The sequence below is a fragment of the Gorillibacterium sp. sgz306347 genome (assembly GCF_059735245.1).
Genome location: NZ_JCAPET010000008.1, coordinates 75,456 through 98,859 on the forward strand (window position 1 = coordinate 75,456; position 23,404 = coordinate 98,859).

A 23,404-nucleotide genomic window follows, 5' to 3' on the forward strand; every position below is an offset into this window, starting at 1 on the left:
AATCTTTATGCGTTCCCTATTTCGCAATCCGCTGTTTATCCGGCTTTTTCTCGCCGCGTTTACCTCCCAGCTCGGAACGGTTATCGGAAACATGGCCTTCGCGTACTACCTGGTCGACCGCTTTGCCTCCCGTCCGGCTCTCGCTTCACTGGCCGAGCTTATGTATTCCCTGCCGACCCTTGCCGTCTTCTGGTTTGTCGGGGTAGCTGCCGACCTGTTCGACCGTCGAAAAATTGCCGCCTGGAGCGATTGGCTGCGGGCCGGACTGACGCTTATGCTTTTGCTGGCGGTCCATCTGCAGTGGCTGCCGCTCTGCTTTCTGCTCTTGTTCCTGCGCAGCGCCGTGTCCAAATTTTTCGCTCCGGCCGAAATGGGGCTGCTGCAAGGCTGCGTGAAGCCGGAGCATTACGTTCAAGCGGCGGGCTTGAATCAGACGGTATTGGGCATTTTTATGTTATTCGGAATGAGTTTCGGGGCAATTGCGTACCACTTTGTCGGGATTGGTGGCGCCATTTTGCTGGATATGGCCAGCTTCCTCATCTCCGGCCTTCTGCTGTACGGAGGCAAGTTTCCGGAGGAGGCGCGCTTGCCGAACGGCTTCAACCGGATTCGCGACCTCCGGCTTGTGCTGGTGCTCCGCGATTTTCGCGACGGTGTCCGCTACCTGGCCGGATACCGGACCTTGCGGGTTTTGGTGTCCGGCTTTCTCTTTTTCGGCATTGTGAACGGCGTATTTTCGGTGCTTCCGATTTTTACGATGAAATACAAGCTCAGTCCGGAAGAGTTTATGGTCTATTCCCCGCTTGTCACGATTTTTTTGGGCATCGGGTTTCTCGTCGGAAGCACAGCCGGCACATGGCTGATCGGCAAGTTTTCCCGGCCGGTGATGCTGGTCGCGGGACTTGCGCTTGCCAGTCTGCTCATCACGGCGCTCGGCGCAGCCGACCGGATCGCCATTTACCTCCCGCTTATTCTTCTTGCCGGCATCTGCCTCGCGCCTGTCAACGTTGCGCTCGGAAGCTGGCTGCCCGAGCTGGTCGCCCCCGGCCAAATGGGCAAGGTCAACGCGCTGACCGACCCGGTTATGATGCTGGGACATTCCCTGGCGCTGGGCGCTGTCTCGTTCGCTTTTCCCGCTTATCTCTCGGTTAGCTGGCTGTATTATCTCCTCGGCCTCGGCACGGCGGCCGTCAGTGTTCTTTACTTCGCAGCTTTCCGGCTCGAATTGAAAAGGGCGGTTGTGCCGAAGCCATTCAATTGAAGTAGGCCTTATAGGGACTTCCTCCGGTACTTCTCGAACTGCCAGCCGGGCAGCCAAACAGGCTTTTTTCGACAGGATGCCAATCCGGCCGTATCAACCGGCGAAGGCCGGGTTAATAATGAAGGAAGATACGGCAAAAGCCGCTTTCCCGCTTGGCTGTCTTCTCCGGGCAAAGAAGTATATCAGAGCGCCCGGATTGTCGAAGGAGTGCATCAGGCAAATAAAAACGCAAAGGAGTCGAGCCCGCCCATGACAGTCCGTTTAAATCCTTACATTGTGCTGAACGGGAATGCAACGGAAGCCATCGCTTTTTACGAGCACGCGCTAAATGCGAAAGTCCAGTTTGTCCAAACCTTCGGTGAAATGCCCGAAAACCCGGATTTTCCGCTGCCGGATGACGTGAAGGGCCGCATCGGGCACGCCAACTTGAAGGTCGGCCAAACGGACCTTCTGTTCTCGGATACGTTTCCGGGCCAGCCGTATCAGCTCGGAAATCAGGTGACGGTGTGCCTCACTACAGACAGCATGGAGGAAGCCAAGCGGATCTTCTCCGCCCTGGAAAACGGCGGCCAGGTCGGCATGCCGCTGCAGGAAACTCATTTCAGCGCCGGATACGGAAGCGTCACCGACCAATTCGGCGTCACGTTTCAAATCATGGTCGAACAGCCGCTATCTTGACGGCTTGGACAAAGGAAGCCTCCCGGATACCGGGAGGCTCAGGCTGTCGAGAAACCCCGTGGAAAAACGAGGGGATATTCCGTTTAGCTCTCCTCGATCCTGGCAGGTCGCCATCCTCTTCATGTTCTGGACGGCTAACGTCATCAACGCCCCCGTTTACCTCGCTCATCCTCCCTCTGGCCTCTGCTTTCTTGGCCGAAACTAGCAAGTGGCGGGTCACAAGCCAACAATGACCAGGGAAAAGAGGGCAAATAGGTGCACAGCGACACTTATTTCGATGGTTTTTTGTTCCAATCGCAAAATAATTCCACACATGCACTTATTTCCGGCTAAACAAACGATATTCGGAGAAAACGGAAGAAACAGTTGCTTTTTCGTACCTATTTGGTCGAAAACAGCTAAAAATAATAAAATTAATTGCTATTTCGCACTTATTGCCCCGCCCTGCCAGCGCGAAGCCGTCTGGTTATTGAGAATTTCGCATCCGCCGACCTTTTGCCGATAGCGGCCCGCTACCTTGTCGTTCTTTTCCAAACGACGATGTCGGAAGGGGCACTGGTCTCCGAAACCACCGGTAAGCCAGATGGGTTTGGATATCCCGCTCCGCTCCGATTGACGTTCGGAACGAATGCCGTAGAAATGGCTAAGAAAAGTGGTTGTTCGATAGCATCAACATTAACGCGGTGCCGAATAAGATTAATTCGCATTAAAAAGGTTATCGAGACTTTCCCGACAGCCTGAGCCCCCCGGCATCCGGCCCTCCTCATGATTTTGGAGAAGCCGAGCCGGGATACCTCCTTTCGAGGTTCTGAGAGGGTTCTCATCCGCTTCCTCGTGGCCGTTTTTTATTTACCCCATTAAATATTAATATAAAAAGTTATATGTTAACATATTTATTATTATGTAAACCTTATACTCCATCCCCTCGTCCTCCTCCAGCTTGTTTCACTCCATTAATCATCCGTTTGTGGCATTACTCCGGCTGATACCGCCCGAAATTCATGCTCTGCACCTGAATACCATTGCGAGGAGAAGGCAAAATAAGCACGCAAGAAAACGAACCGAAAAAGGAGCGAAAGCCCAAATGAACCAAGTGATCAGCCAGCTTCAGCAATGCGAGCAAATCGTTCAGCACCTTGTCAATCAAACCCAGCAATCGACGCAAATGTACCAGCAAATGCTGCAGCAGGAGCAGCAAAACGCCATCAAGCTGGAGGAAATCGCCCAGAAAGAACGGCAGGCGGTTCAAATCATTCAAAACGCCCTCCATGGTCACCAACTGGCGATTCAACAGCTTCAGCAAATTTCCCAGCTTTGCCGCCAAGCCGTTCAAACCGCTCCCGCCATCAACGAATACCGTCCCTATTCGCAGCCGCAGCAAGACGGTTTTGGCTATCAGCCGAGAAGCTTTCAGTAATACCGGCAACCGAACGGACAAGCTCGCCCCTTCCCTTCCAGGTTAGGGGCTCTTTCCATTGTCCGCTCGTTCGTGCGCGGTCTCCCTTCATCGCTCGTGATGCGGTATTCGACCAGAGTAAGCAAGGAGGTCCTCAGCTATCCTCCGTATGCTTTCAACTGCGCCTCCAGCCTCCCGCAGGCGAATTCCCGTAGAGACGCCGGGGCAGCTACTTCCGCTATCCCTAGCCAGTTCAAAATTTCCCGGCGGGCGCTGTCCGGGTCGTACAGGTTGACGGTTAAAGCAACCGTCTCCCCTCCGCTTTCTCCGGCCTCCAATACCTCCAGCATCCGGCTCGCCGTTTCCCGGTAACGCTTGTCCAGCTTCAAGACGACCGGATAAACCTCCGCATCCCGGCAGGCTTGCTTGAACAACCCCTCGCGCGTTTTCCACAGCTCCTCCGCCGAGAAATCCGCAGGCAATTCGAAGCTCTCGCCCGTCAGCCGGACGTTTGCGATTCGTTCGCATTTAAAAATTCGTGCTTCCTGTGCCGATTCGCAGTATGCGATCAGATACCAGTCCGCATCTTTCACCACCAGACCATAGGGATGGAGAAAGCGTACGGAAACCCTTCCGTCTGCCTTGCGGTAATCGGCTTCAATACGAAAGGAGCCCCAAACGGCTTGCCGGATCGCCTCCAGGCAGGGAACCGGCTTTTTTTCCTGCCACCATGGGGTGTTATCAAAGTGGAACCGCCTTTTGGCTTTTCCGATGTCCGCCTGGAACCGGGGCGGCAGCGTCTTTTCCAGCTTCAGCAGAGCGTTCTTCAGCTTCATTCCCGCATCTGCCGGGCCTTCCGCCGGTATCCCCATTCCGGACAGGTACAAGCTGATCAGCTCCTCCCCGTTCCACTGCTTCATGCTTACTGTGTAGCCTTCCATCAGCCGGATGCCGCCGCCCGGGCCGGATGACGCGGCGATCGGAACGCCGGCTTCCGACAATACGGCTAAGTCCCGGTAGACGGAACGGACCGAGGTTTCCAGCGCTTCGGCAAGCTCCGCGGCTGTAAGCCTCCCTCTCGATTCCAAAAGCAGCAATATGGCGATCAGCCGATGCATCCGCATCCGATTCGGCCTCCTTTAATTCCTGACAGTCTGTTGTCAACAATGAGAGTGTATCATAAGTAACAACAAAAGGAGGAGTGATGATTTTGTTAAACGTTGCCGTATTGGGGACCGGGTTCGGGGCTTATCACGCCGAGCTGTTGAAGCAATCAAAAAGGGTTGGCCGGGTGGCCGTTTTCGGACGGAATGAAACCCGTCTCGCGGAGCTGAACCGTTCGCTCGGCGTGGAGACATCCGTTTGCGCGGACGATTTTTTGCAGGACAAGGATATCCACGCGGTTCATGTATGCTTGCCCAATTCGCTGCACAGCCGTTATGTGCTGGAGGCGCTGGCGAACGGGAAGCACGTGCTCTGCGAAATCCCGCTTTGCCTGAACCGGGAGGAAGCGGAGGAGATCAAGCAGGCGCAAGCATCAAGCGGCAAGCGCGTGCTTGTCAACCAGTTCATCAAGTTCGAATGGGCTTACCGTTATTTGCAGCGCGCAATCTGTGAGAAAATGTACGGCAATCTGCTCTCTCTGTCGCTCAAACGGGAAACCCCGCCTTTGTGGGGCTCCCTTGGCCTGGAAACGATCACTACCAACCTGATGATTCATGAGCTTGATTTTATGAACTGGATCTTCGGTAAGGGAGAGCCGGAAAGCGTCTGGGGGACGGAAAACAACGAAAAAACCCGGTCGCTTGTGCAGGCGCTTTTCCATTTTGGCGATACGCGCGTTGAGGTCGCCGCTTCCTCCCACATGCCGAAAGCTTACCCGTTTACGGTTTCCTTTGAAGCCTATTTCGAAAACGCGAAGCTGGTATACCGGGAAATCGATAGCCCGAGCCACTCGGAGGCCCGGCTGCTCGAATACACGGACGAAGGGATGCGCGAGCTGGAGCTCGAACGGGTAAATCCCTACCAGGCGGTCATTGAACACGCCGTCGCCTGCTTTCTCGACGGGTCGGATTCGGTGCTTGCGCTGGAGACGGCGGCGGCTTCCCTGGAAACCGGGCTTCTGCTGCGGGAAAGGCTGTTAAGCCAAAGCCGCTGACGTTCGCTGAGCCGGCTGACTAACAGAAAGAAAAACGAAATGTTGTGAATTAAATCACATTATTTTCATAGTGATCATTATATGATTATCCCGACAGATAAATAATTATTTTAGGGGGAGAACCACTATGAAAAAGCTTACCGGATTCATCGCGGCCACGATGGCCATCGCCCTGCTTGCCGGCTGCGGCGGCAAAGAAGAAAGCAAAGAATCGGCACAGCCCACGGCTGCGGCATCCACAGCAGTTGATGCCAATGTGTCCGCTTCCGTCGTCAATAACGCGGACGCCTTCAAGAAAGCAATCAGCAAGGACGGCACCTGGATCGCCGCAACTCTGAACGACCTCACCATCGACGAAGACCTCGTTCTGGAAGGCGAATTCACCAACAAGGACAAACCGGCGCGCAAGATCGCCCTCTACACGCAGGATGCAGATCACAACATCACCGCTTCCTTCAAACTGACGGCTCCGAAGCTTACCGTCAAGAGTGAAAATGCCCGCATTCAAGGCGGCACCTTTGTCGGCGACGTTTATGTAGAAGCCAACGGCTTCCAGGTCGTGAAAGCCACGATCGAAGGCAACGTCTACTATGCCAACGATGAGTACAAAGCCTCTTCTTCGGTCGATGCCGATTCCAAAGTAACCGGCGTGCAAGAAGTCAAGAAGTAATCCCTGCTTCTCACAAACAAAGCCCTCTATATCCGGCGTTCGCTTATTGCGCGCCGATATAGAGGGCTTTTCGTTTCATGCCGCCAGGCTATTCGTTTTCCTGTACACGCGCCAACGGTTTTTTGGCCGGTCCTTCAATCACTTCGCCCTGGTACGTGAACCGGGAAGCGTGGCAGGGGCAGTCCCAGGAGCGCTCCGCCGCGTTCCACTCCAGCTCGCAGCCCATGTGGGTACAAGTGGTATCCACCAGGTGAAGCTCCCCGCTTTTGTCCCGATAAGCACCGGCCCGTTTTCCGTTGACCCGCACCACGCCGCCTTCGTCGTTGCCAAGCTCGTCCGGTTCTCCGTGCTTCAGGCCGATTTTCCCGGCCACAAACTCCTTGGCCACGTCGGCGTTCTGCACGACAAAGGACTTGGTATCCGACGCCGGATGGAAACGGGACGGCGAGAACAGCTCGCGGTACGGATTTTCCTTCCCGTCCACGATGTCCGCCAGCAGCTGCGCAGCCGCAGCGGAGTTGGTCATGCCCCATTTGCGGAAGCCGGTCGCCAGCAGCAGATGCGGCGATTGCGCTGCCTGTTCGCCGATATACGGCAGGTTGTCCAGTGTGAACAGGTCCTGTGCCGACCACCGGTACGTGATTTCCTTCAGGCCGAACGTCTCCTCCCCGAACGCCTTCAGCGCTTCATAATGCCGGAAGGTGTCGGGGCCGTCACCCGTTTTGTGGCCTTCTCCGCCAAACAGGACCTGCGTTTCGCCCCCCACGTTTACCGCCCGCAGGGAGCGGGTTGGATTTTCCGCGCTCAAGTACATGCCGCCCGGAAACGGCTCCGCCGTTTTGCCAAGCACCGCGTATGAACGCTCGCCATAAAGGCGGGCAAAATAAAAGCCGGTGATGTCCTGAAAGGGAAAGTGCGAGGCGGAAATGACATATTTGCAGGTCACCTCGGCGCCGGTTCGCGTTTTGAGCACGGCCGGCGTTCCCTTCTCCAGCTTTTGCGCCGTCGTCCGCTCGAAAATCCGGCCTCCTTTGGCAAGGAACGCTTCCACAATGCGCTTCAAGTACGGAACCGGATTAAACTGCGCCTGACCGCGCATCACCACCGCCCCTTTTACCGCAAAAGGCAGCGGCGTGGTGTCCACAAAGCCGCCCGGAATGCCCAGCTCGGCGTACGCCTCGTGTTCCGCCGAGAGCTTTTTCAACTCCTTCTCGGATTGCGTATACACGTAGGCGTCTTCTTCGGTGTAATCGCAGTCGATTTGCAGCTCGTCGATGGTCTTCCGGATGAACGCGATGGCGTCCCGGTTGGCCTGGTAATACAGAGCGGCTTTTTCCTTGCCAAACCGCCGGACGTACTCGTCATAGATAAGTCCGTGCTGGGCCGTCACTTTGGCGGTCGTGTGCCCGGTCGTGCCATGCAGAATCCGTCCGGCCTCCAGAACTGCTACGCGGTATCCCCGGTTAGCCAAAAGCCAGGCGGTCGTTAAGCCGGTAATGCCCGCACCCACAACCGCCACATCGGTTTCCAGGTTTTCGTGAAGCACCGGAAAATGCGGCTGTTCGGCGGATTTGAGCCAGTACGATTCCGGAAATTCGGGAAAAGCGGAAAAGGCGTCAGGCTGAGGCATGAAAGCTTCCCTCCAAAAGTTTGTCTTTTGGATAACTTACCCACTCTCCCGGTTTTCTATCTACCGCGCTTCAAAGAAATACATCCGCGACCAGAAACAGGTTCAGCGCAATGACGACGGCGGCTATGCACCAGCCAGCAATCGAGGTAACACGCCGGTTCGTGAGGCTCCCCATGAGCTGCCGGTCTGACGTAAAGAGCAGCAGCGGAATCAGCGCGAACGCAATGCCGAATGAAAGCACGACCTGGCTGAGGACCAGCGCGCGCGTCGGGTCGATGCCGGACAAGATGATCAGCAGCGGCGGCACGGTCGTGATCGCCCTTCGCACATAAAGGCTGATCCGTTTGTTGATAAAGCCCTGCATCACGACATCCCCCGCCATAGTGCCGACCGAAGCGCTGGACAACCCGGCGATGAGCAGACTAAGCGCGAAGGAGACGGCAAACACCGGACCGGCCAGCTCGCCGAACTGCCGGTAGGCTTCCGTCAGGTCCTCCACCTGAAGGCCGTTGCGGAAAAACAAGGCGGCCGAGATGACTACCATGGCCATATTCACCGCGCCTGCGATCAGCATCGCAATCACAATGTCCACAAATTCCAGCTTGAAGATCCGCTTCTTCTCTTCCTCGTTGCGGCCGACGATCCGGTTTTGGGTAAGCGAGGAATGCAGGTAAATCGCATGGGGCATCACAGTGGCGCCGAGAATCCCGGCCGCCAGCAAAATGCTCTCCGTCCCCTGAAAACGCGGATGAAAGAGGCCGGACGCGATATCGCCCGCCGACGGGTGCGCCCAAACGACCTGAAGAGTAAAGCACAACACGACGATGAAAATCAGGACAGCGATCCCGGCTTCCAGCGGACGAACCCCGCGGCGCTGCAGGCCAAGGATCGCAAACGATCCGGCGGCCGTAATCAGAGCGGCCGGCAGCATGGCGACCCCGAAAAGCAGGTGCAGCCCCAGGGCGGCTCCGATGAATTCGGCAAGGTCGGTTGCGATAATCACCAGCTCGCTTTGAATCCAGAGAAGCACCGCGACGGGCCGGGAAAAACGGTCCCGCGCCGCTTCCGGCAAATTTTTGCCGGTGGCGATGCCCAATTTGGCCGACAACGATTGAATCAGCACCGCCATCAGGTTTGAGACGGCGATAACCCATAGCAGCAGATAGCCGTATTTGGAGCCGGCCGTTATATTGGTCGCAAAATTGCCCGGGTCCAGATAAGCGACGGAGGCGATAAAAGCCGGGCCGAGAAACGGCAGCAGCCGTTTGAAAAGTCCAGCTTTCCGGTGCAAAGCCAGCTCCGGCGAAAGGCCGTTACCCAAGGACCGCGGCAAATCGAAATTGCTGTATTCTTTCTCCATGAGATCCTCTCCTCGAACGAAAGTTTGCACTGAGCGCAAATTGTTTACCTAGCGCAACTTTCTATTCGATTATAGCCCTTCTCCCCTTCAATGTAAATAACCCAATCTTAGAATAAATTTAACTAGCTTGTCCCCGCAGGAGGCAAAAATTCCGTATATGCAAACAGAAGCCTCCCCGGGCGGGAAGCTTCTGTTTGCATTCGATTCTTGATTTTGTATGGGCTTTATACAGCCGCCGCGGCCATTTTCCGGCAAGCCTCGGCACAGCGGAAGCAGGCTTCGGCGCAGCGCTGGCAATGTTCGTGCTCGTGCTTGCGGCATTCGGTTCCGCACGCTTCGCAGATATCGGCGCAGAGCCGGCAAATCTGGGCGGCGAAGGGACTGTTCTGCGACATCGCCTTGGCGGCAAACGCGCACATATCGGCGCATTCCCGGTCAAGCCGGATGCACTCGGCCATCATCTTGACATGGTCCTCTTTCAAACAGGCGTCAAAACAGTGATTGCATTCCGTCATACAGCGCAAGCATTCGTCGATGCAGGCTTGGTACTGTTCATGCGACATTCGGGTTCCCTCCTTGATGATTGGGTTCATTAGAGTTTACCCGGCTGCTTTTTTAAGGAAACAAGCTAGTAAAAACGTTCATGGAATGGACATATCAGGAGCCGTTCGCCCTTCGGACGTAAACCCGGGGAATCAGGAAGGCGGCGGCCAGCAGAGCCGCCAGCATGACGGCTGCGGCAACCGTGACATAGGTCACGGGTATCCCGCCGAGGTTATAGACCTTGAAATGGCGGAACAAGGTGCTGCTCGCCATAATGCGGGAAGGCAGCAGGTTCATCACTTTTCCGAGAAAACCGGTGAACGAGAACAGCGGCAGGATAAGAAACGCAAACGCCGCGCCCAGGCTGCCCAAGCTGCTTTTGCTGAAGGCGGAAAACAGTCCGATCAAGAGCGCCAGCGCGCACGCCGCGAGAAGAGTCATTGCATACTGCGCCAAGTATCCTCCGAGCTGAGTCAGATGATAGGGCGAATCCCGAAATTCGTACAGATCGTTCAAGGGGGCGTTCCAGCCCACAAACCGGAACGGCAGATTGGCTGCAAGCAGACTGAACCCATAAAACAGGGTGACCCATCCCGCCGCAAACAAGACAGCAGCGGCCGCTTTCGCTCCTCCGACCTGCCCCCTCCCCCTTTTGGTCGATCGGATCAGCGCATCCGTACGGTGATCCGCCTCGCCGGAAAACAACGAGGCAAGCGATAGCGCAAGCACAAGCCCCATGATCAGACTGCCGGGAATTTCAGTTACCAGTAAATTGAGGCTATCCCAGCTTCGTGTGATATAAAAGCCGTCCATGTTCAGTTTTTCCATCATGGCCCATTGCTTGGCCGTGCTCTTGGCAGCAAAGGAATCGCCGTTTTTTTTCGCTTGCTCCGCGTGAGCTTTCAATTCATTCAAACGGTCCCTAAATTGCTCCGCCTGATAGCCCGCCGCCGCGTAATGTTGCTCCACAATGCGAACCGCTTTCTCGGCATCCGGTCCCTCGCTGTCCTCCGCCCTCGGCTCATCCAGCCGGAACGAGTACTTTTTCACCAGCTCGGGCTGGAGCGGTCCTTCATGGCGCTGGATCAATTCGGGATAGTCCTTCTGCACGGCAAGCAGGCTGTCCATTCCTTTCGGATAAAGCAGGGAAAAGAAATAAAAGAGAACAAAACCGAAGGAAAGCAGGATGGCCAGCCAGGTTCGCGGACGAAGCAGCTTTTGCAGCTCGAATTTGATCAGACTCTTCATTTGGCGGCCAACTCCTTATAGTCCTGCATGTAGACGTCTTCCAGTCCCGGTTCCAGAAGAACGGCGCCCTCGCAGGGCGGCTCATCGCTGATGACTCTTAATTCACAGCCCGATTCCAGCTGGAGCTTGGACAGTACCGTCCACCTCCGCTCGATGTCGGCCAGTTGTCTGTCGGACACGTACGCTCTCCAGACCTGGCCCTTCAAGCCCGCCGTCAATTCCGCAATCGAGCCCTGCCGCAGCAGCCGGCCCTTGCGCATCATAAGGACGCGGTGAGCCATCAGGTCGATGTCGGACACAATATGAGTGGACAGGATGACAATGCGGCCGTGCGCGATTTCGGCAATCAGGTTGCGGAACCGGATGCGCTCCATCGGATCAAGCCCTACCGTCGGCTCGTCCAGAATAAGCATCCGCGGGTTGTTCAAAAGCGCCTGCGCGATGCCGAGCCTCCGCTTCATGCCGCCGGAATATTTCCCGCATTTGGTATCCAGCGCGTCGGTCAGGTTCACGGTTTCCGCCAGATGCGCGATCCGCTCTTCCGCCTCCGCCTTCCCGAGCCCTTTCAAAACCGCGACATACCGCAAAAATTTGCGGCCGGTGAAATGCCCGTAAAGCCCCAGCTCCTGCGGCAGATACCCGAGCTCCGCCCGGTAGCGGTCCCCCAAGGCTTCCTTGTCGCGACCGTTCAGCAGCACGCGGCCGTCCGAAGGACGCAGCACATCGGCCATAATTCGCATGAGCGTCGTTTTGCCCGTGCCGTTCGGCCCCAAAAGGCCGTAAATGCCCGGCACGAACGAGATATCCAGGCTGTCCAGTACCTGCTTCTTACCGTAATGATGATTGATTCCGCGCAACTCAAGCTCCAAGCAAAAACCCTCCCCTTCTCATAAAACGGCTGTTGATCCGTACCGCCAGGGCAAGCAAAAGGGCGGCGGCAAATGCGGCGGCGGCAAGTCCGTACAGGGGGGCGGAAACGACCCAGCGCTCGACGGGCCGCAGCGAAAACACAAAGGTCCATAGAAACGGCAGCAGCGTCAGCAGCGCCGCCAGCTGTCCGTAATGGCGGACGCGGCCCGCAATCGTGAGCGCCGCCGCAGCATTGACCAGCAGCGGAATGCACCACAAAAGCGCCATCCTGCCGAGCATCGCCCGCTCCAGCCCGGTCTGCCAAACGGCGAGCGCCAGCACATTCAGCGCCAGCGTGAAGGCGCCCGCCAGAAGCAGCCGGGCGTTCAGGTACCAGGCCGGCGGAATCCGCAGGCTTGCCGTCAGCTCGCTCATGCCGCAGAGGGCTTGGCGTGCGGTAAAAAAGGTGGCGGTAAGCAGCGGAATGCACCCGGCCGCCGGGAAAAGAAACAGCAGGGGCAGCGAGGTTAGGCCAAGCAGCAGGCAGCCCGCCGCGAACAGCAGGCCGCCCCACAGGAGCTCGGCCCGCCAGCCGTCCGACAGCAAAATGCCCAGCTTGCGGCTGAACCCGAGCGGCTTCGCCAGCCCGTTATCCCGCTTCAGGGACAGCGTGCCGGCCGTTTTGCGCCAGCCCGCCATTGCCTGCTCGACAAAGCCGTCCGGCACCGGCGGCTCGGGCAGAGCGCGAATCAGCCGGACCAGCTCCTCCTTTTCCCGGTGATCAAGCGCTTCGAACTCCGGCGGCGTTATAGAGGAACGCTTGTCATTGTGATCCATTCGACTTCTCCCCTTTCGTTCGTTTCGTTTGCAGGCGCCCGGCTTCCTCCGGCTCCCCGCCAATCAATGCCCGCAGCTTGGCCAGCGACCGGGAAACCCTTGATTTGACCGTCGATTCGGCCGTCTCCGTGGCGGCGGCAATCTCGGCATACGAAAGCTCGTGCTTGTACCGGAGCAAAACCGCTTCGCGCTGCTCCTCCGGCAGCTTTCGCATGGCAGCGTATACCCGGCGCATATCCTCGCGCATCAGGATGCTTTCCAGCACATCTCCCATTCCCGCCGTCTGTTCATTCCATTCTTCGCTCATGGCAGCCTGCCGGGCGCCTTTGCTCCGCGCGTGATCAATGCAGACATTGCGAGCGATGGACAAAAGCCAGGGCCGAAAAGAGCCTTTTGCTCCTTCGTAAGTATCCAGCCGGGTCCAGGCCTTCTCAAACGTGCTTTGCGCCAAGTCCCAGGCTAGACTTTCGTCGTGCACCTTCCACAGCAAAAACCGGTAGATGTCCGGGTAGGTCTGCCGGATGAGGAGCTCGACCGCCGCCTCGTTTCCCTTTCGGACCTGCTCGACTAACGCTTCTTCTTTTATGACAATCACTTCCTTTGCAAACGGCACCCGATACTACGTAAACCGGACAAAAAAAGACGCATGCCTTCAGAATAATCCACCGCGCGCGAAAAATCCCGCACGGATTTTTCCGGCGGGATTTTGCCTGACGCTTCTTATTGATAAACGTTCTTCTCGTTGCGGCGGTCGTCCGCTTCGTTGCGGAGCATTTCCTTGCGGCGGTCGTTTTTGGCCTGCTGCTCCTGCTGGGCCTCCAGGCTTGTCGGAGCCCCGTTTTCCACCTCTTTGACCGAGCTGATCAAATTTTTGTCCGGCTGCACGGAAGTCATCTGCATTCTCCTTTGCGGCTAAGTTCCGCCTTCCGGCCCGCGCGGATTCCCCGCCTGCCGGAAGACTTCTTCTAGTTTCGCAGGCGCAGGCCCAAACTATACGGCAGCGTCAGATCAACTGCTTTCTTTGCTTTAAATAGCCGTACAGAACGAGACCCGAGACGGCGCATAGCAGCGCGCACAAGCCGATAAAGCCATACCCCGCCTGAAGGCCCCGGACCAGTCCCTCATGCGTGTCCGCTCCAATAGAAGCTTTAACGCCGTCGGTAACGGCCCCGATGATGTAATTTCCGACCACGCTCCCGATGCCCATGATGGTCACCGTAAACGTAATGGCGGTGTCGCTGCCGTTCGGGTACCGCTTGGCGATAAACGCCATGACAGTCGGATACAGCGGAGCGACGCCGATCCCCGCGGCGGCGAACAGAAACGCCCACGGCTCTCCCCCGGCGAGCGCGAAAAAGGTGCACAAAGCCGAAAGCCCGGAAAACAGAATAAACGAAAGCGTAAAGCCGATTCTGTCCGTCAGCGGGCCCAGCACAAGCCGGGCCGCCGCAAAGCAAAAGAAGAAGGCGGCCAGCATGCCGGAGGCGGATGCGCTGTCCCACCCGTACGACTTCTCCAGAAAATTGACGAGCCAGCCGCCGACTGCCATCTCCGAGACGACGCCGAAGGTCAGGACGGCGATCACCAGCCAAAGCGCCGGATCGCGCAGCAGCTTCTGAAGCGGAATCCGGTCTTCATGGCTTACCTGGTCCCCGGGAAAACGGCCGAGAATGGCCGGAAGCATCGGCAGCACGGAAAGCGACAGCATGATCAAGTACATCCCTCTCCAGTCCAGGACGTGCCCCATCACCGAAACGGTCATCAGGCCCGATGCCAGCAGCGGAGCGACGATCGAGCTTAACCCGTAGAAGAAATGAGACAGATTCATCATGGTGCCGACATTGCGGACAAAAATCCGCGCCCCCAAAATGGCGAGCCCGATTTCCAGCATCCCGTTCCCGATGTACATCAGAAAGTACGAGGAGGAGAAGAGCGGATAGCTCGGCGAAAAATAGATCAGCACCCCGGCCAGCGTCATGCTGCCGAACGCCAGAAGCGTCACGTTCTTGATCCCGAGCTTTCGGGTCAGCACAGCCGTAAACGAGCAGGCGAGCAAATACCCGAGCGAATTCAAAGACAGCAGGCTGCCGATTTGCCCTTCGCTCAAGGCAAACTCAAATTGAATGCGGGGAATGGCCGGCCCTTTGATGTTTTCCGATATGCCAAAAATGATAAAGCCGAGAAAAATGGTGGCGAGCTGCATGACTTCATTTTTGCTGAAGCGTCTTTTCTTCTGATTGTCCATAGTAGCCCCTAACTTTTTAAATACCTTTAATAAGTAGCTGCAAAGCGCTGTCTTCCCCTGCCAGCAGGCGGCCGGGAAAGCGCGCTATTGGATCAGCGGCCAAACCGTTTGCGGTAGCCGCATTTGCGGCACAGCTCCTCCACGGCGGTTCTCGCCGTAAAGCCGTCCACCAGCCGGGTCGCCCGATCACCCTGCAAAATTTCCGCAAGCGGTTTTTCATGCAGGTTGCCGAGCCCGATCACCCCTTCGCCGTCCAGGCAGCACGGGACGACGGTGCCGTCTACCAGAACCGCCGCCTGCTTGCGCAGGGCATGGCAAAACCCTCTGCCGTCATCCTCCGGCGCCTCCAGACTGGGCCAGTCAAACTGCAGGTCCTGGTTCAGGTAAATGTTATCGGCCAGCTTGACTCCCTGCCCTTTGATGAGGCTTTCGTCGATTTTTTCGTCCAGGCCGAACTCCCGCTCCAGGATCTCCAGCAGCGGACGGTTCCGGCTTTCGGCGGCCGGCTCCGCGTCTTTTTCTTGAACCGGACCCAGGTTCCACAGGCGAAACGAGGTCAGCACGCCGTCCTTGGCGGTTTCCTTGGCAAAGGACAGAAGCGGACGCATGTAACGCTCAAGCGCTGCGCGCGTTTCGTCGCTGTCCGCCGCTCCTTCAAAGCTGTGCAGCGAAAAATTCATCTGCCGGAGCGCCGGCTTGCCGAACAGCTTCGGCTTTGCTTTTTCGAGCAGCGTGCCGTTTGTGGTGATGTTCACCTGGACGCCTTTGGCGTGGCAGGCGTCAAGGAGCCGGTCCAGCTTGGGATGGAGCAGCGGCTCGCCTTTCACATGAAAAGCGACCAGCCGGGCGTAAGGCGCAATCTCCGACAAAATGGCTTCGAATTCCGGGACGCCGATAAAGGCGGCCTTCCGCTCGGTAGGCGGACAAAAGCTGCAGCTCAGGTTGCAGACGCTGGCGATCTCGATGTACATTTTGCGAAAAGCTTTCACGGGTCCGCACCTTTCTATTCCTGTGCTGATGTTGAGTCTGAGCCATCATACCGCGCGTCAAGCTTCCCGGTCAACCCGGTCCCTGATGCTCCTCCGGCCAGCCGGCTTTACCGGCGCAGGGACAGCTTGACCCGGTTGTCGTCCGGTCCTGTCTCGCTGACCATGCTGTCCACATACCGCTTCAAAAACCCCCCGGGCGCCTCCTGCCAGAGCCGGAAGCCCCGGGTGCCTGCCAGCTCCTTTGCGCTAACCGCATCCCGCCCGGCAAAATAATTCAGGTTCAGACGCCGGATAACCTCCGTCATGGCCTTCCGGTCCGCGTCCGTCAGCGGTTCCTCCCGGTCGAACGCTTCCGGGCTGCCGAGCAGCCGTTCCGCCATCCCGCCGAAGCGCTCCTCGCTGTACCGCTCGTATTGCAGCAGATTGCCGTCCTTCAAAGCCTGCGCGGCCGCCCATCGTTCCACATCCAGTTCCTTGGTCTGGTAATCGAGCTCGGCGCCATTTCCGGTCACCGAAAGGAGGCCGTACTGGTTCGGGTACACGGACAAGGCATTCGTGACGATATCGTAGAGAACGGATTCCCCGTCACCGTCGGCACTGATGTCCTGAATGTGAATGTGGCCGCTAAAGCCTGCCGCGATCCCGTGCCGGCGCAGCCAATCCCGCGCTTCCGCCGCATTGTTCAAGGTAAAACCGTCCTGGATCACCTCGCTGTGATCGAGAAGGTTATGGTGCAGAACCGGAACGAGCACCGCCCCCTTCTCTTCGGCCAGCTTCGCACAGCGTTCCATCCATTGAAAGGTGTCCTTGCTGATTTGGCCGTCCGTCTGAGGATGCCCGAGCGCGCGGTTCCGGGCGTACTGGCTCGTGTCCAGCATCAGCAGCCATACCTTCTCGCTCGGAGCGGCCAGGTAGCTGAGCGTCGTTTTGTCCCGCGACACCGCTTCGCGGTAGCCGAACGCTCCATAGATCTCCGCAAAGTCCTTCGCTTTCACCGTGTCGGTGTAATACTGGCTGTCTCCCGAAAATTTGCGCGCCCACGGGTTGTCGATGTCGTGGTTGCCGGGAATGACATACACGGCCGTTCCGCCCAGCTCGATCCTGCGGAGCTTTTCCGCCAGGTCCAGGTGGCTTTCCCGTTCCCCGTTATTGGTCAGGTCTCCGCTGAGCAGCAGCACGTCCGGCCGCCGCTCCGCAAGCTCGAAGGCAAAGGTGTTTAGCAGCTCTTCCCCATATCCCAGGTCTTTGCCGTCCCCTTCTGACAAAAAACGGGCAAACGCGGGTCCGCGGTCGGTCAGCTTCGGCGACAAATAGTGTATGTCCGTGGCAATTGCCATGTCCAGCGTCCCGTCCGAAGCGGCGGCGTAAGCAGCGGGCAGCTGGAAGTCTTCCCGGCCGCAGCCCGCAAGCAGCAGCAAGCCAAGCGAGGCGCCCAGCAAGGCGCCCCGCTTTCCGTGAATGGTCAAATTTCTCGCCTCCTGTCGGGGGGATGGCCGACTCTGCATCATGCCGATGCCGTCCGTGGCCGCATGCGCCAGCTTCACCAGGCCGAACGCTTCCATTTCCCGTTCCAGCTCGTCCACTTGTTTATACCAGTATAACGAACCGGTTCATTACTCCACAAGAGAAGCGGTCTTCCGGACGGCAGTTGACAAAGCGGAGTAAAAGAAGCTATCATGAGTACAACTTAATTGTTTCTCCAAAGGGGAGTAGCGTTCAGGTGCACACCTGAAAACAAAGTCGTCAATTCATGGACCCCGCGTCCATCGGCTTTGTTGGCATGAAGGATACAGATCATGCTCAGCCAGACCTTTGCCTTTTCGGCAAAGGTCTTTTCTTTGTCCCGAGCCGAAAAGAAAGAAGCACTCATCCTACAATCTTGGGAGGTTGGACATGGAATTACTGTTGGAGTATGGCTGGGTACTGCTTGTTCTTGTCGCGCTGGAAGGGATTTTGGCGGCGGACAACGCGCTGGTCATGGCGGTCATGGTCAAGCATTTGCCGGACGACAAACGAAAAAAGGCTCTGTTCTACGGGCTGGCCGGCGCTTTCGTACTTCGTTTCGGCGCGTTGTTCCTGATTTCGTTTCTGGTCAACGTTTGGCAGGTCCAGGCGATCGGCGCACTTTATCTGCTTTACATCTCGATTAATCACCTTTTCAAAAAATTTGTATTCAAAAAGGACGGCCACTCGTCCAAGCCCAAAAAGGAATCGGGCTTCTGGGGCACCGTCGCCAAGGTGGAGCTGGCCGACATCGCGTTTGCGGTTGACTCGATTCTTGCCGCCGTGGCGCTGGCCGTTACCCTTCCCCCTTCCGGCATCCGGGAAATCGGCGGTCTGGACGGCGGACAATTCCTCGTCATTCTGGCGGGCGGCTTGATCGGTATCGTCATCATGCGTTTTGCGGCCACCTATTTCGTTTCCCTGCTGCAAAAACGCCCGAACCTCGAAACGGCCGCTTTTACGATCGTCGGCTGGGTAGGCGTGAAGCTGGCCCTTTATACGCTGGCACATGAAGACATTAATGTAGTCGATAAGCACTTTATCGAGTCGGCCACCTGGAAAGCGATTTTCTGGGTCGTGCTGATCGGCATCGCGGTAGCGGGCTGGTTCCTTTCGGGCAAAGCCGACGCCGAGAGCCCCATCACCAAAAAGGAAGCCAAAGTCGTGGGCGAAGAGGAAGAGCTGCTGGAGAAAAACCTCAACGATCCGAAAGCCTGATTTTGTGCCGCAAGCAGAAAAGCCGTTCCAGGTCAAAAACCTGCGGAACGGCTTTTTTTGTTCCAGCCGGGCGGTTGGTCCGCCTCCTTGCTGCACGGCGAGATTACCGGCAAGGCAGAACAAGCCGCCGGTTCTGGTTCGAACGTTCCTCCCTGTTATTGAGGCGGAACGCCCCAAACAAGCGTGCCGTTCCGGTAAAGGACCGCCCTGCTCCAATCGGTATACGCGCTTAGCGAGGAATTGTACGAATAATCATTGGCTTCATTAAAATTGGTCCAGTTGGCTTTGTTGAGCCGGATCTGGATGTCGCCGGTTTGTGCGCCGGGCGCCAGCGTACCCGCCGAGGCCGCAAACCCGATTTCGAGGTACTGGTCGGCTCCCGCCGCCTGTACCGCTCCGAAGGAGGTGCGGATATTGGACGTCCCCGCCTGCGCCCAATCCACATTCGCCGTCAGCGCCTCGCTTCCGTCCTTCGTAAAATAGTAGCGGATTTTCAGATCCGCCAGGTTAACCGCCGCCGAACCGTTGTTTTTGATGTTGAAATGAGGCCGAATCTGGTTATCCCCCGCGTTGGAATCCGCCGTCTTGTACTGGACGGCAAGTCCGCTTGGCGGGGTCTCCGACGGTCCCGAGCTTGGCGTCGGCAGAGGTGTTATGCTTGCCGTCGGCGTCGGAGTTGCGCTTGCTGTGGGTGTAGGCGTTCCCGTTGTCGGCGTAGGCGTAGCCGGAGTCGGAGTCGGGGTTGGCGTCGCGGTCGGGGTTGCGCTTGGCGTCGGCGTCGGCGTCGGGCCTGTGCCCGCAAGAGGCGCCTCGTGCTCTTTAAGATATTCCGCGACCCAGACGAGCGGCGCGTTCCAGTTGATCGTGTTTTCTTTAGAGGCCCAGGCGTCGGGGGCCGTGTTTTTGCCGGCGTAGGATTTTGCGGCCGGACGCCCCGCCGGCGTGGCCGGGTCGTTAATCAGGCCGTTGTTTGGGCCTCCGCTCAACCAACCTTTGGGAAAAGCGACGCCGTTCAGGTATTTGCCCCAAGCGTACCGGTCGTGTAAATCCGACTCGGAGAATTCGCCGTACCCGGTAATATAAGAAAGCTTCATCGGGTTATTGCCGAGCAAATAATCCATCGCCCGGTGCATGCTTTTCAGGTAAGCGGGATTGCCGCTGATGTCGTACGCGTAACCGAGAAGAAGCATCCGGTTGACGACGACCGAATTGGAGCCCCACGGATACGGCTCGGAGCCGGGCAGCGGAACCGGATAGCCCTCCGATGCGATGATGGAACCGATCGAATCCGCGTAAGCAAGCAGCATCGCTTTCATGTCCGCTTTGTCCGATACGGGCAAGTCGTTTGCAGCGGACAGCAGGGAAAGCGTACCGAGGGTTGACACGTCTCCCCAGAAGAAGTCGCCGACCTCCTTGTAATGCGGCGAGCCGGTCACGTAGCTCCGGTAACCGGAGGCCCCCGGATCGTTTCGCTTGGAGGCCGTCAAATATAGCTCGACGGCGGCGGCGTACTGGTCGTCGCTGTTGACCGTGTCATCGTAATCTCCCCCGCCCGCGCTGTCCGGCGTGGAGCCGGTATAGTCCACGTTCGGATTCGCCAGCGCCCGGGTCCACGCCGTTTTGGCGGTGCTCCACCAGCTTTCCGCGGCCGCGCTGTCATAGGGCTGCAGAAGGCGCGCCAAGTGGGCAGCGTTGCGGACGACCGCGTAAGTCGCATTGGTCGAGGGCGGCTGGGCTTTGCGGACCATGGCGTTCTCTCCGTCAATGTCGGTCAGCGGAAAGGCGCTCCAGTTGTCCGCATGCACTTTATGGGAGGCGAGGCCGCCGTTTGCGGGCAGCATGCCTTTCATAAAGGTGGAGCCGAATGCAGTTTCGTCCAGCAAATCGGGAATGCCGTTTGCTTTCTCGGGAATATTCAGCGCTCCGTCGCCGAACGCGGACGGATAGCGCTCCAGCAAGTTCAGCAGCGTCCAGGCGGATATGGCTTGATTGACCGGGTATATCCCGAAATCGCCGGCATCCGCCCAGGAATTTTTGACATTGAAGGTTGCGCCCTGGCTCCAGTTGTTATAGCTGCCGAGCTGCGTATCGTTCGGATGGATTGCCTTATGGGCGAATGCCGGATTGCTCAGATAAGCCGCTTCGATGGCGACGCCCATCCGGTGAAAATAAAAATAAGCCATCGCGTCCTTGGCTAAATCGGGGTACAGGCCGGTTCCGATCGTGAACGGAACGCTGGTCCCGATGCCCGCCACCTGGAGCGTATAGGAGCCGGGGACGGCGAAAGCCGAAAAATCCGCCCGGTGGAGCGTATCGCCCGAGGCGCGGTCAAAGCCGTATACCGCCGTCTTCCCGCTGGCCCGAACCGTTCCGGAAGCATCGCGAAGCGTCCAGTCCAGCGGAGCGGACGCGGAGGTGATGACGGTGGCGATCTTGTCTGCAGCGGGCAAGTAGCCGATCTGGTTAACGCGGACGTTTGCGGTGTCAAAATCAGCCTTGGCCGGGGCGGGGACAAGAGGGATGGCCAGAGCCAGCGCGAGCGCAAATGCGAGTTTTTTGTGTTTCATAAAGCCTCCTTTCTTATTGCGGGGCTGCCGATAACGGATGGAAAAGCCGGAAACGGGAAGCCGGTCTTCTCTTCCCGCGGCAAAGCCGCAGGAAAACCGCTCCCCGTTCCCGTTTCCTAAATGAACGTTAAACCGTCCCGCTTAGGGCTGCGTGCCCCAGACGAGCGTGCCGCCCTGATACAGCGTCACCTTGCTCCAGTTGGCGAAGGCGGTTTTGGTCGGATCATAGGAGTAGTCGTTCGCTTCATTGAAATTGGTCCAGTTTGATTTGTTGATCCGGACCTGGATATCGCCGGATTGTCCGCCGGGCGCAATCGTGCCGGCCCCGGACGAGAAGGAAAGCTCCAGATACGTATCCGCGCCGGTGCCCGAAGCGGTTCCAAACGTCTGAACGATGTTCCCGCCGCCTACCTGCGCCCAGTCAATGGTGGAAACCAGCGACTCGGTGCCTTCCTTCGTGAAGTAGTAACGGATTTTCAGATCGCTCAGATTGACCGGCGTTGTGCCGTTATTTTTGATGTTGAAATGCGGCTTGATCTGATTATCGCCCGCGTTTGTATCCGCCGCTTTGTACTGCAGCACCAGGCTGCCCACCGGCGGGGTCGGCGTTGGCGTAGCCGTCGGTGTTGGCGTCGGCGTTGGAGTCGGCGTAGCCGTCGGTGTTGGCGTCGGCGTTGGAGTCGGCGTGGCGGTCGGTGTTGGCGTCGGCGTTGGAGTCGGCGTGGCGGTCGGCGTCGGCGTGGCGGTTGGCGTCGGCGTGGCGGTTGGCGTTGCCGTCGGTGTAGGAGTCGGGCCGCCGGATGTAATGACCGGATAAGCGTTCGTCACGAGCTGCACGAACTGGTCATGGAACCAGTGGCCGGACACGGGAGCGCCCGGCAGCGCGCCGGTCAATTTTCCGCTTGCGGCGACATAAGTCGGGTCGCACATGCGGTCAAAGCCTTTGCCTTCGTTGTTCGGAATCGCGGTGCTGGAGCCGTCGGATTCTCCGGGCGGTTTTACCCAGACAAACGCGTCCAGATGAGACGCCGCATACCCGGCGGGCGCCGCCTGCGGACGTTCCCCGATCCCCGCACCTGCCGCGTTGCACCAGTTGCCGCGGTGCGTGCGCTTGTCGATGCGCCCGGAATCGGCGTATTCGTTCACCGTGGTTCCGCTTGCGGAGGTCGGCCGGTTCGGCCCGCCCCAGCCGTTGCGGCTCGTGTCGACCAGGAAGCCGATGCTGCTCGGCCAGCCTTTGGCGACAAAGCCGGAATAAAGCGCGGCGGTGAAGTCCACTTCATCAAAGTAAGGATTCCATTCGTAATAGCTGGCCGACCGGAGCTGGCCGCCGTTCAGCTGCAAATTCGGATTTGGCAGATTTGGCTCCTCCAGCGGCGTCGTATTGGCCGTGTTGGTGATAAAGCCGTCTACGCTGTTAAGCCCGGCTGCCGTTCCGGCCACCACGCTCGTAAACAGGTTGATGGCCGGGCCCATGTTGCTGTCCCAGCCGAGCCAGCCGGAGTGGCCGATGTCCATGTACGTGTAAACATTGGGGATGGCGTGCAGCTTGTCCAAAGCATAGCGGGTTGCGTCCCGGTAAATGTTCGTGCTGTTCGCTTCGGCGCATTCCGGATCGTTCAGATTCGTCACCAGATTCGGCAGCGAGTCGGGTTCAATAACGGTTACAATCCGGATGCCGCTGTATTTCGGCTTGGCGAAAATATCCGCGATTACGTCGATATACTGCGTCTTGTACGTGGTCAGACCGGCCTGGGTAAGCGGCAATTCGCCGTTAGAGGCCAATGCGTGGCAGTCCCGTCCGGGCAAGTTGTAAATGACAAAGGTTGCCGCAATCGGAGTGCTGCCCTGCTTTTGGGCCAGCACGGCGTCCATTGTCTGCTCCAGGCTCCTGCGTCCCCCGTTCTGTTCTCCGCCATGAATGGCCGCAATCCGGTCCATCCAGACGGCGGTCGGGTACTGTTTTACCTTCTCCATTTTGGCGATGAGCGCAGGATCGGATACTTTGGTGATCGAGGTATCGATCAAGGCGGCATAATCGGGATTCACGTATTGCGTGGCGCCGACAAACGGGTTGTCGACATGGGATTCGGCGTTTGCCGGCGCGGCCTGTCCGAACGGAACCGTCAAGCTGATCGCAAGCGACAGCAAAGCGGTCAGGACGATCGGCCGCTTTTTCGAAGCGGTGGTCATGTTTTCGTCTCCCTTCTCTTTTGACTCATTGAATCGGCTGTGTCGAATCATGCCGTACA

20 protein-coding genes are annotated in these 23,404 nt (G+C 57.8%); 6 read left to right on the forward strand and 14 right to left on the reverse strand.

Features of this window, described 5'->3' with window-relative positions; genetic code table 11:
• Positions 1-7 precede the first annotated feature (7 nt).
• The 3 genes from AC6I6H_RS06655 to AC6I6H_RS06665 all read left to right on the forward strand — a co-directional run bounded on the left by AC6I6H_RS06655 (position 8) and on the right by AC6I6H_RS06665 (position 3,356).
• Positions 8-1,261, forward strand: a complete 1,254-nt coding sequence (locus AC6I6H_RS06655) for an MFS transporter (protein ID WP_497952957.1) — start codon at positions 8-10, stop codon at positions 1,259-1,261.
• Between the two features lie 249 nt (positions 1,262-1,510).
• Positions 1,511-1,939, forward strand: coding sequence for a VOC family protein (locus AC6I6H_RS06660; RefSeq protein ID WP_497952958.1), 429 nt, complete (start codon positions 1,511-1,513; stop codon positions 1,937-1,939).
• 1,084 nt (positions 1,940-3,023) lie between these two features.
• Positions 3,024-3,356, forward strand: coding sequence for a hypothetical protein (locus tag AC6I6H_RS06665; protein WP_497952959.1), 333 nt, complete (start codon positions 3,024-3,026; stop codon positions 3,354-3,356).
• Between the two features lie 137 nt (positions 3,357-3,493).
• On the opposite strand, the gene AC6I6H_RS06670 is transcribed toward AC6I6H_RS06665, so the two are convergent.
• The gene (locus tag AC6I6H_RS06670; RefSeq protein ID WP_497952960.1) at positions 3,494-4,459 is read right to left on the reverse strand and encodes a helix-turn-helix transcriptional regulator; all 966 of its coding nucleotides are present in this window, start codon (positions 4,457-4,459) and stop codon (positions 3,494-3,496) included.
• Between the two features lie 80 nt (positions 4,460-4,539).
• Here AC6I6H_RS06670 and AC6I6H_RS06675 point away from each other — a divergent pair, with 80 nt between their 5' ends.
• Positions 4,540-5,493, forward strand: coding sequence for a Gfo/Idh/MocA family protein (locus AC6I6H_RS06675; protein ID WP_497952961.1), 954 nt, complete (start codon positions 4,540-4,542; stop codon positions 5,491-5,493).
• A 127-nt stretch (positions 5,494-5,620) separates the two neighbouring features.
• Positions 5,621-6,163, forward strand: a complete 543-nt coding sequence (locus AC6I6H_RS06680; protein WP_497952962.1) for a hypothetical protein — start codon at positions 5,621-5,623, stop codon at positions 6,161-6,163.
• Between the two features lie 88 nt (positions 6,164-6,251).
• Here the strand turns inward: AC6I6H_RS06680 and AC6I6H_RS06685 are convergent, their stop codons facing one another.
• The 11 genes from AC6I6H_RS06685 to AC6I6H_RS06735 all read right to left on the reverse strand — a co-directional run bounded on the left by AC6I6H_RS06685 (position 6,252) and on the right by AC6I6H_RS06735 (position 17,447).
• On the reverse strand, positions 6,252-7,793 hold the full coding sequence (locus AC6I6H_RS06685) for an FAD-dependent oxidoreductase (RefSeq protein WP_497952963.1): 1,542 nt from the start codon (positions 7,791-7,793) through the stop codon (positions 6,252-6,254).
• A gap of 70 nt (positions 7,794-7,863) precedes the next feature.
• Positions 7,864-9,153 carry an Nramp family divalent metal transporter gene (locus tag AC6I6H_RS06690; RefSeq protein WP_497952964.1) on the reverse strand — a complete coding sequence of 430 codons (1,290 nt, stop codon included), beginning with the start codon at positions 9,151-9,153 and terminating at the stop codon, positions 7,864-7,866.
• A 224-nt stretch (positions 9,154-9,377) separates the two neighbouring features.
• Positions 9,378-9,716 carry a four-helix bundle copper-binding protein gene (locus AC6I6H_RS06695; RefSeq protein WP_497952965.1) on the reverse strand — a complete coding sequence of 113 codons (339 nt, stop codon included), beginning with the start codon at positions 9,714-9,716 and terminating at the stop codon, positions 9,378-9,380.
• 94 nt (positions 9,717-9,810) lie between these two features.
• Entirely contained in the window at positions 9,811-10,944 is a 1,134-nt protein-coding gene (locus tag AC6I6H_RS06700; protein WP_497952966.1) for a hypothetical protein, read from the reverse strand.
• The gene (locus tag AC6I6H_RS06705) at positions 10,941-11,813 is read right to left on the reverse strand and encodes an ABC transporter ATP-binding protein (RefSeq protein WP_497952967.1); all 873 of its coding nucleotides are present in this window, start codon (positions 11,811-11,813) and stop codon (positions 10,941-10,943) included. The genes AC6I6H_RS06700 and AC6I6H_RS06705 overlap by 4 nt, the downstream gene beginning before the upstream one ends.
• Positions 11,803-12,630, reverse strand: a complete 828-nt coding sequence (locus AC6I6H_RS06710) for an LLC1 domain-containing protein (protein ID WP_497952968.1) — start codon at positions 12,628-12,630, stop codon at positions 11,803-11,805. Before AC6I6H_RS06710 ends, AC6I6H_RS06705 begins: the two co-directional genes overlap by 11 nt.
• Positions 12,617-13,225 carry an RNA polymerase sigma factor gene (locus AC6I6H_RS06715; protein ID WP_497952969.1) on the reverse strand — a complete coding sequence of 203 codons (609 nt, stop codon included), beginning with the start codon at positions 13,223-13,225 and terminating at the stop codon, positions 12,617-12,619. Before AC6I6H_RS06715 ends, AC6I6H_RS06710 begins: the two co-directional genes overlap by 14 nt.
• 125 nt (positions 13,226-13,350) lie before the next feature.
• Entirely contained in the window at positions 13,351-13,524 is a 174-nt protein-coding gene (locus AC6I6H_RS06720) for a hypothetical protein (RefSeq protein WP_497952970.1), read from the reverse strand.
• A 109-nt stretch (positions 13,525-13,633) separates the two neighbouring features.
• Positions 13,634-14,875, reverse strand: coding sequence for an MFS transporter (locus AC6I6H_RS06725; RefSeq protein ID WP_497952971.1), 1,242 nt, complete (start codon positions 14,873-14,875; stop codon positions 13,634-13,636).
• A 92-nt stretch (positions 14,876-14,967) separates the two neighbouring features.
• Positions 14,968-15,864 carry a radical SAM/SPASM domain-containing protein gene (locus tag AC6I6H_RS06730; RefSeq protein ID WP_497952972.1) on the reverse strand — a complete coding sequence of 299 codons (897 nt, stop codon included), beginning with the start codon at positions 15,862-15,864 and terminating at the stop codon, positions 14,968-14,970.
• A 107-nt stretch (positions 15,865-15,971) separates the two neighbouring features.
• A complete protein-coding gene (locus tag AC6I6H_RS06735) occupies positions 15,972-17,447 on the reverse strand; it encodes a metallophosphoesterase (protein ID WP_497952973.1) in 1,476 nt (491 codons plus the stop codon).
• Between the two features lie 304 nt (positions 17,448-17,751).
• Between AC6I6H_RS06735 and AC6I6H_RS06740 the strand changes: the two genes are divergently transcribed.
• On the forward strand, positions 17,752-18,585 hold the full coding sequence (locus AC6I6H_RS06740) for a TerC family protein (RefSeq protein WP_497952974.1): 834 nt from the start codon (positions 17,752-17,754) through the stop codon (positions 18,583-18,585).
• A 155-nt stretch (positions 18,586-18,740) separates the two neighbouring features.
• On the opposite strand, the gene AC6I6H_RS06745 is transcribed toward AC6I6H_RS06740, so the two are convergent.
• Together AC6I6H_RS06745 and AC6I6H_RS06750 are read right to left on the reverse strand one after the other, a co-directional pair.
• Positions 18,741-21,152, reverse strand: coding sequence for a glycoside hydrolase family 9 protein (locus tag AC6I6H_RS06745; protein WP_497952975.1), 2,412 nt, complete (start codon positions 21,150-21,152; stop codon positions 18,741-18,743).
• A gap of 141 nt (positions 21,153-21,293) precedes the next feature.
• Positions 21,294-23,345 (reverse strand): glycoside hydrolase family 6 protein, encoded by a 2,052-nt coding sequence (locus AC6I6H_RS06750; protein WP_497952976.1) that lies wholly within the window; start codon positions 23,343-23,345, stop codon positions 21,294-21,296.
• Between the last annotated feature and the right edge of the window lie 59 nt (positions 23,346-23,404).

Coding starts and splice junctions, on each gene's coding strand:
- AC6I6H_RS06655 (WP_497952957.1), top strand. CDS start 8: ATGCGTTCCCTATTTCGCAATCCGCTGTTTATCCGGCTTTTTCTCGCC.
- AC6I6H_RS06660 (WP_497952958.1), top strand. CDS start 1,511: ATGACAGTCCGTTTAAATCCTTACATTGTGCTGAACGGGAATGCAACG.
- AC6I6H_RS06665 (WP_497952959.1), top strand. CDS start 3,024: ATGAACCAAGTGATCAGCCAGCTTCAGCAATGCGAGCAAATCGTTCAG.
- AC6I6H_RS06670 (WP_497952960.1), bottom strand. CDS start 4,459: ATGCGGATGCATCGGCTGATCGCCATATTGCTGCTTTTGGAATCGAGA.
- AC6I6H_RS06675 (WP_497952961.1), top strand. CDS start 4,540: ATGATTTTGTTAAACGTTGCCGTATTGGGGACCGGGTTCGGGGCTTAT.
- AC6I6H_RS06680 (WP_497952962.1), top strand. CDS start 5,621: ATGAAAAAGCTTACCGGATTCATCGCGGCCACGATGGCCATCGCCCTG.
- AC6I6H_RS06685 (WP_497952963.1), bottom strand. CDS start 7,793: ATGCCTCAGCCTGACGCCTTTTCCGCTTTTCCCGAATTTCCGGAATCG.
- AC6I6H_RS06690 (WP_497952964.1), bottom strand. CDS start 9,153: ATGGAGAAAGAATACAGCAATTTCGATTTGCCGCGGTCCTTGGGTAAC.
- AC6I6H_RS06695 (WP_497952965.1), bottom strand. CDS start 9,716: ATGTCGCATGAACAGTACCAAGCCTGCATCGACGAATGCTTGCGCTGT.
- AC6I6H_RS06700 (WP_497952966.1), bottom strand. CDS start 10,944: ATGAAGAGTCTGATCAAATTCGAGCTGCAAAAGCTGCTTCGTCCGCGA.
- AC6I6H_RS06710 (WP_497952968.1), bottom strand. CDS start 12,630: ATGGATCACAATGACAAGCGTTCCTCTATAACGCCGCCGGAGTTCGAA.
- AC6I6H_RS06720 (WP_497952970.1), bottom strand. CDS start 13,524: ATGACTTCCGTGCAGCCGGACAAAAATTTGATCAGCTCGGTCAAAGAG.
- AC6I6H_RS06725 (WP_497952971.1), bottom strand. CDS start 14,875: ATGGACAATCAGAAGAAAAGACGCTTCAGCAAAAATGAAGTCATGCAG.
- AC6I6H_RS06745 (WP_497952975.1), bottom strand. CDS start 21,152: ATGAAACACAAAAAACTCGCATTTGCGCTCGCGCTGGCTCTGGCCATC.
- AC6I6H_RS06750 (WP_497952976.1), bottom strand. CDS start 23,345: ATGACCACCGCTTCGAAAAAGCGGCCGATCGTCCTGACCGCTTTGCTG.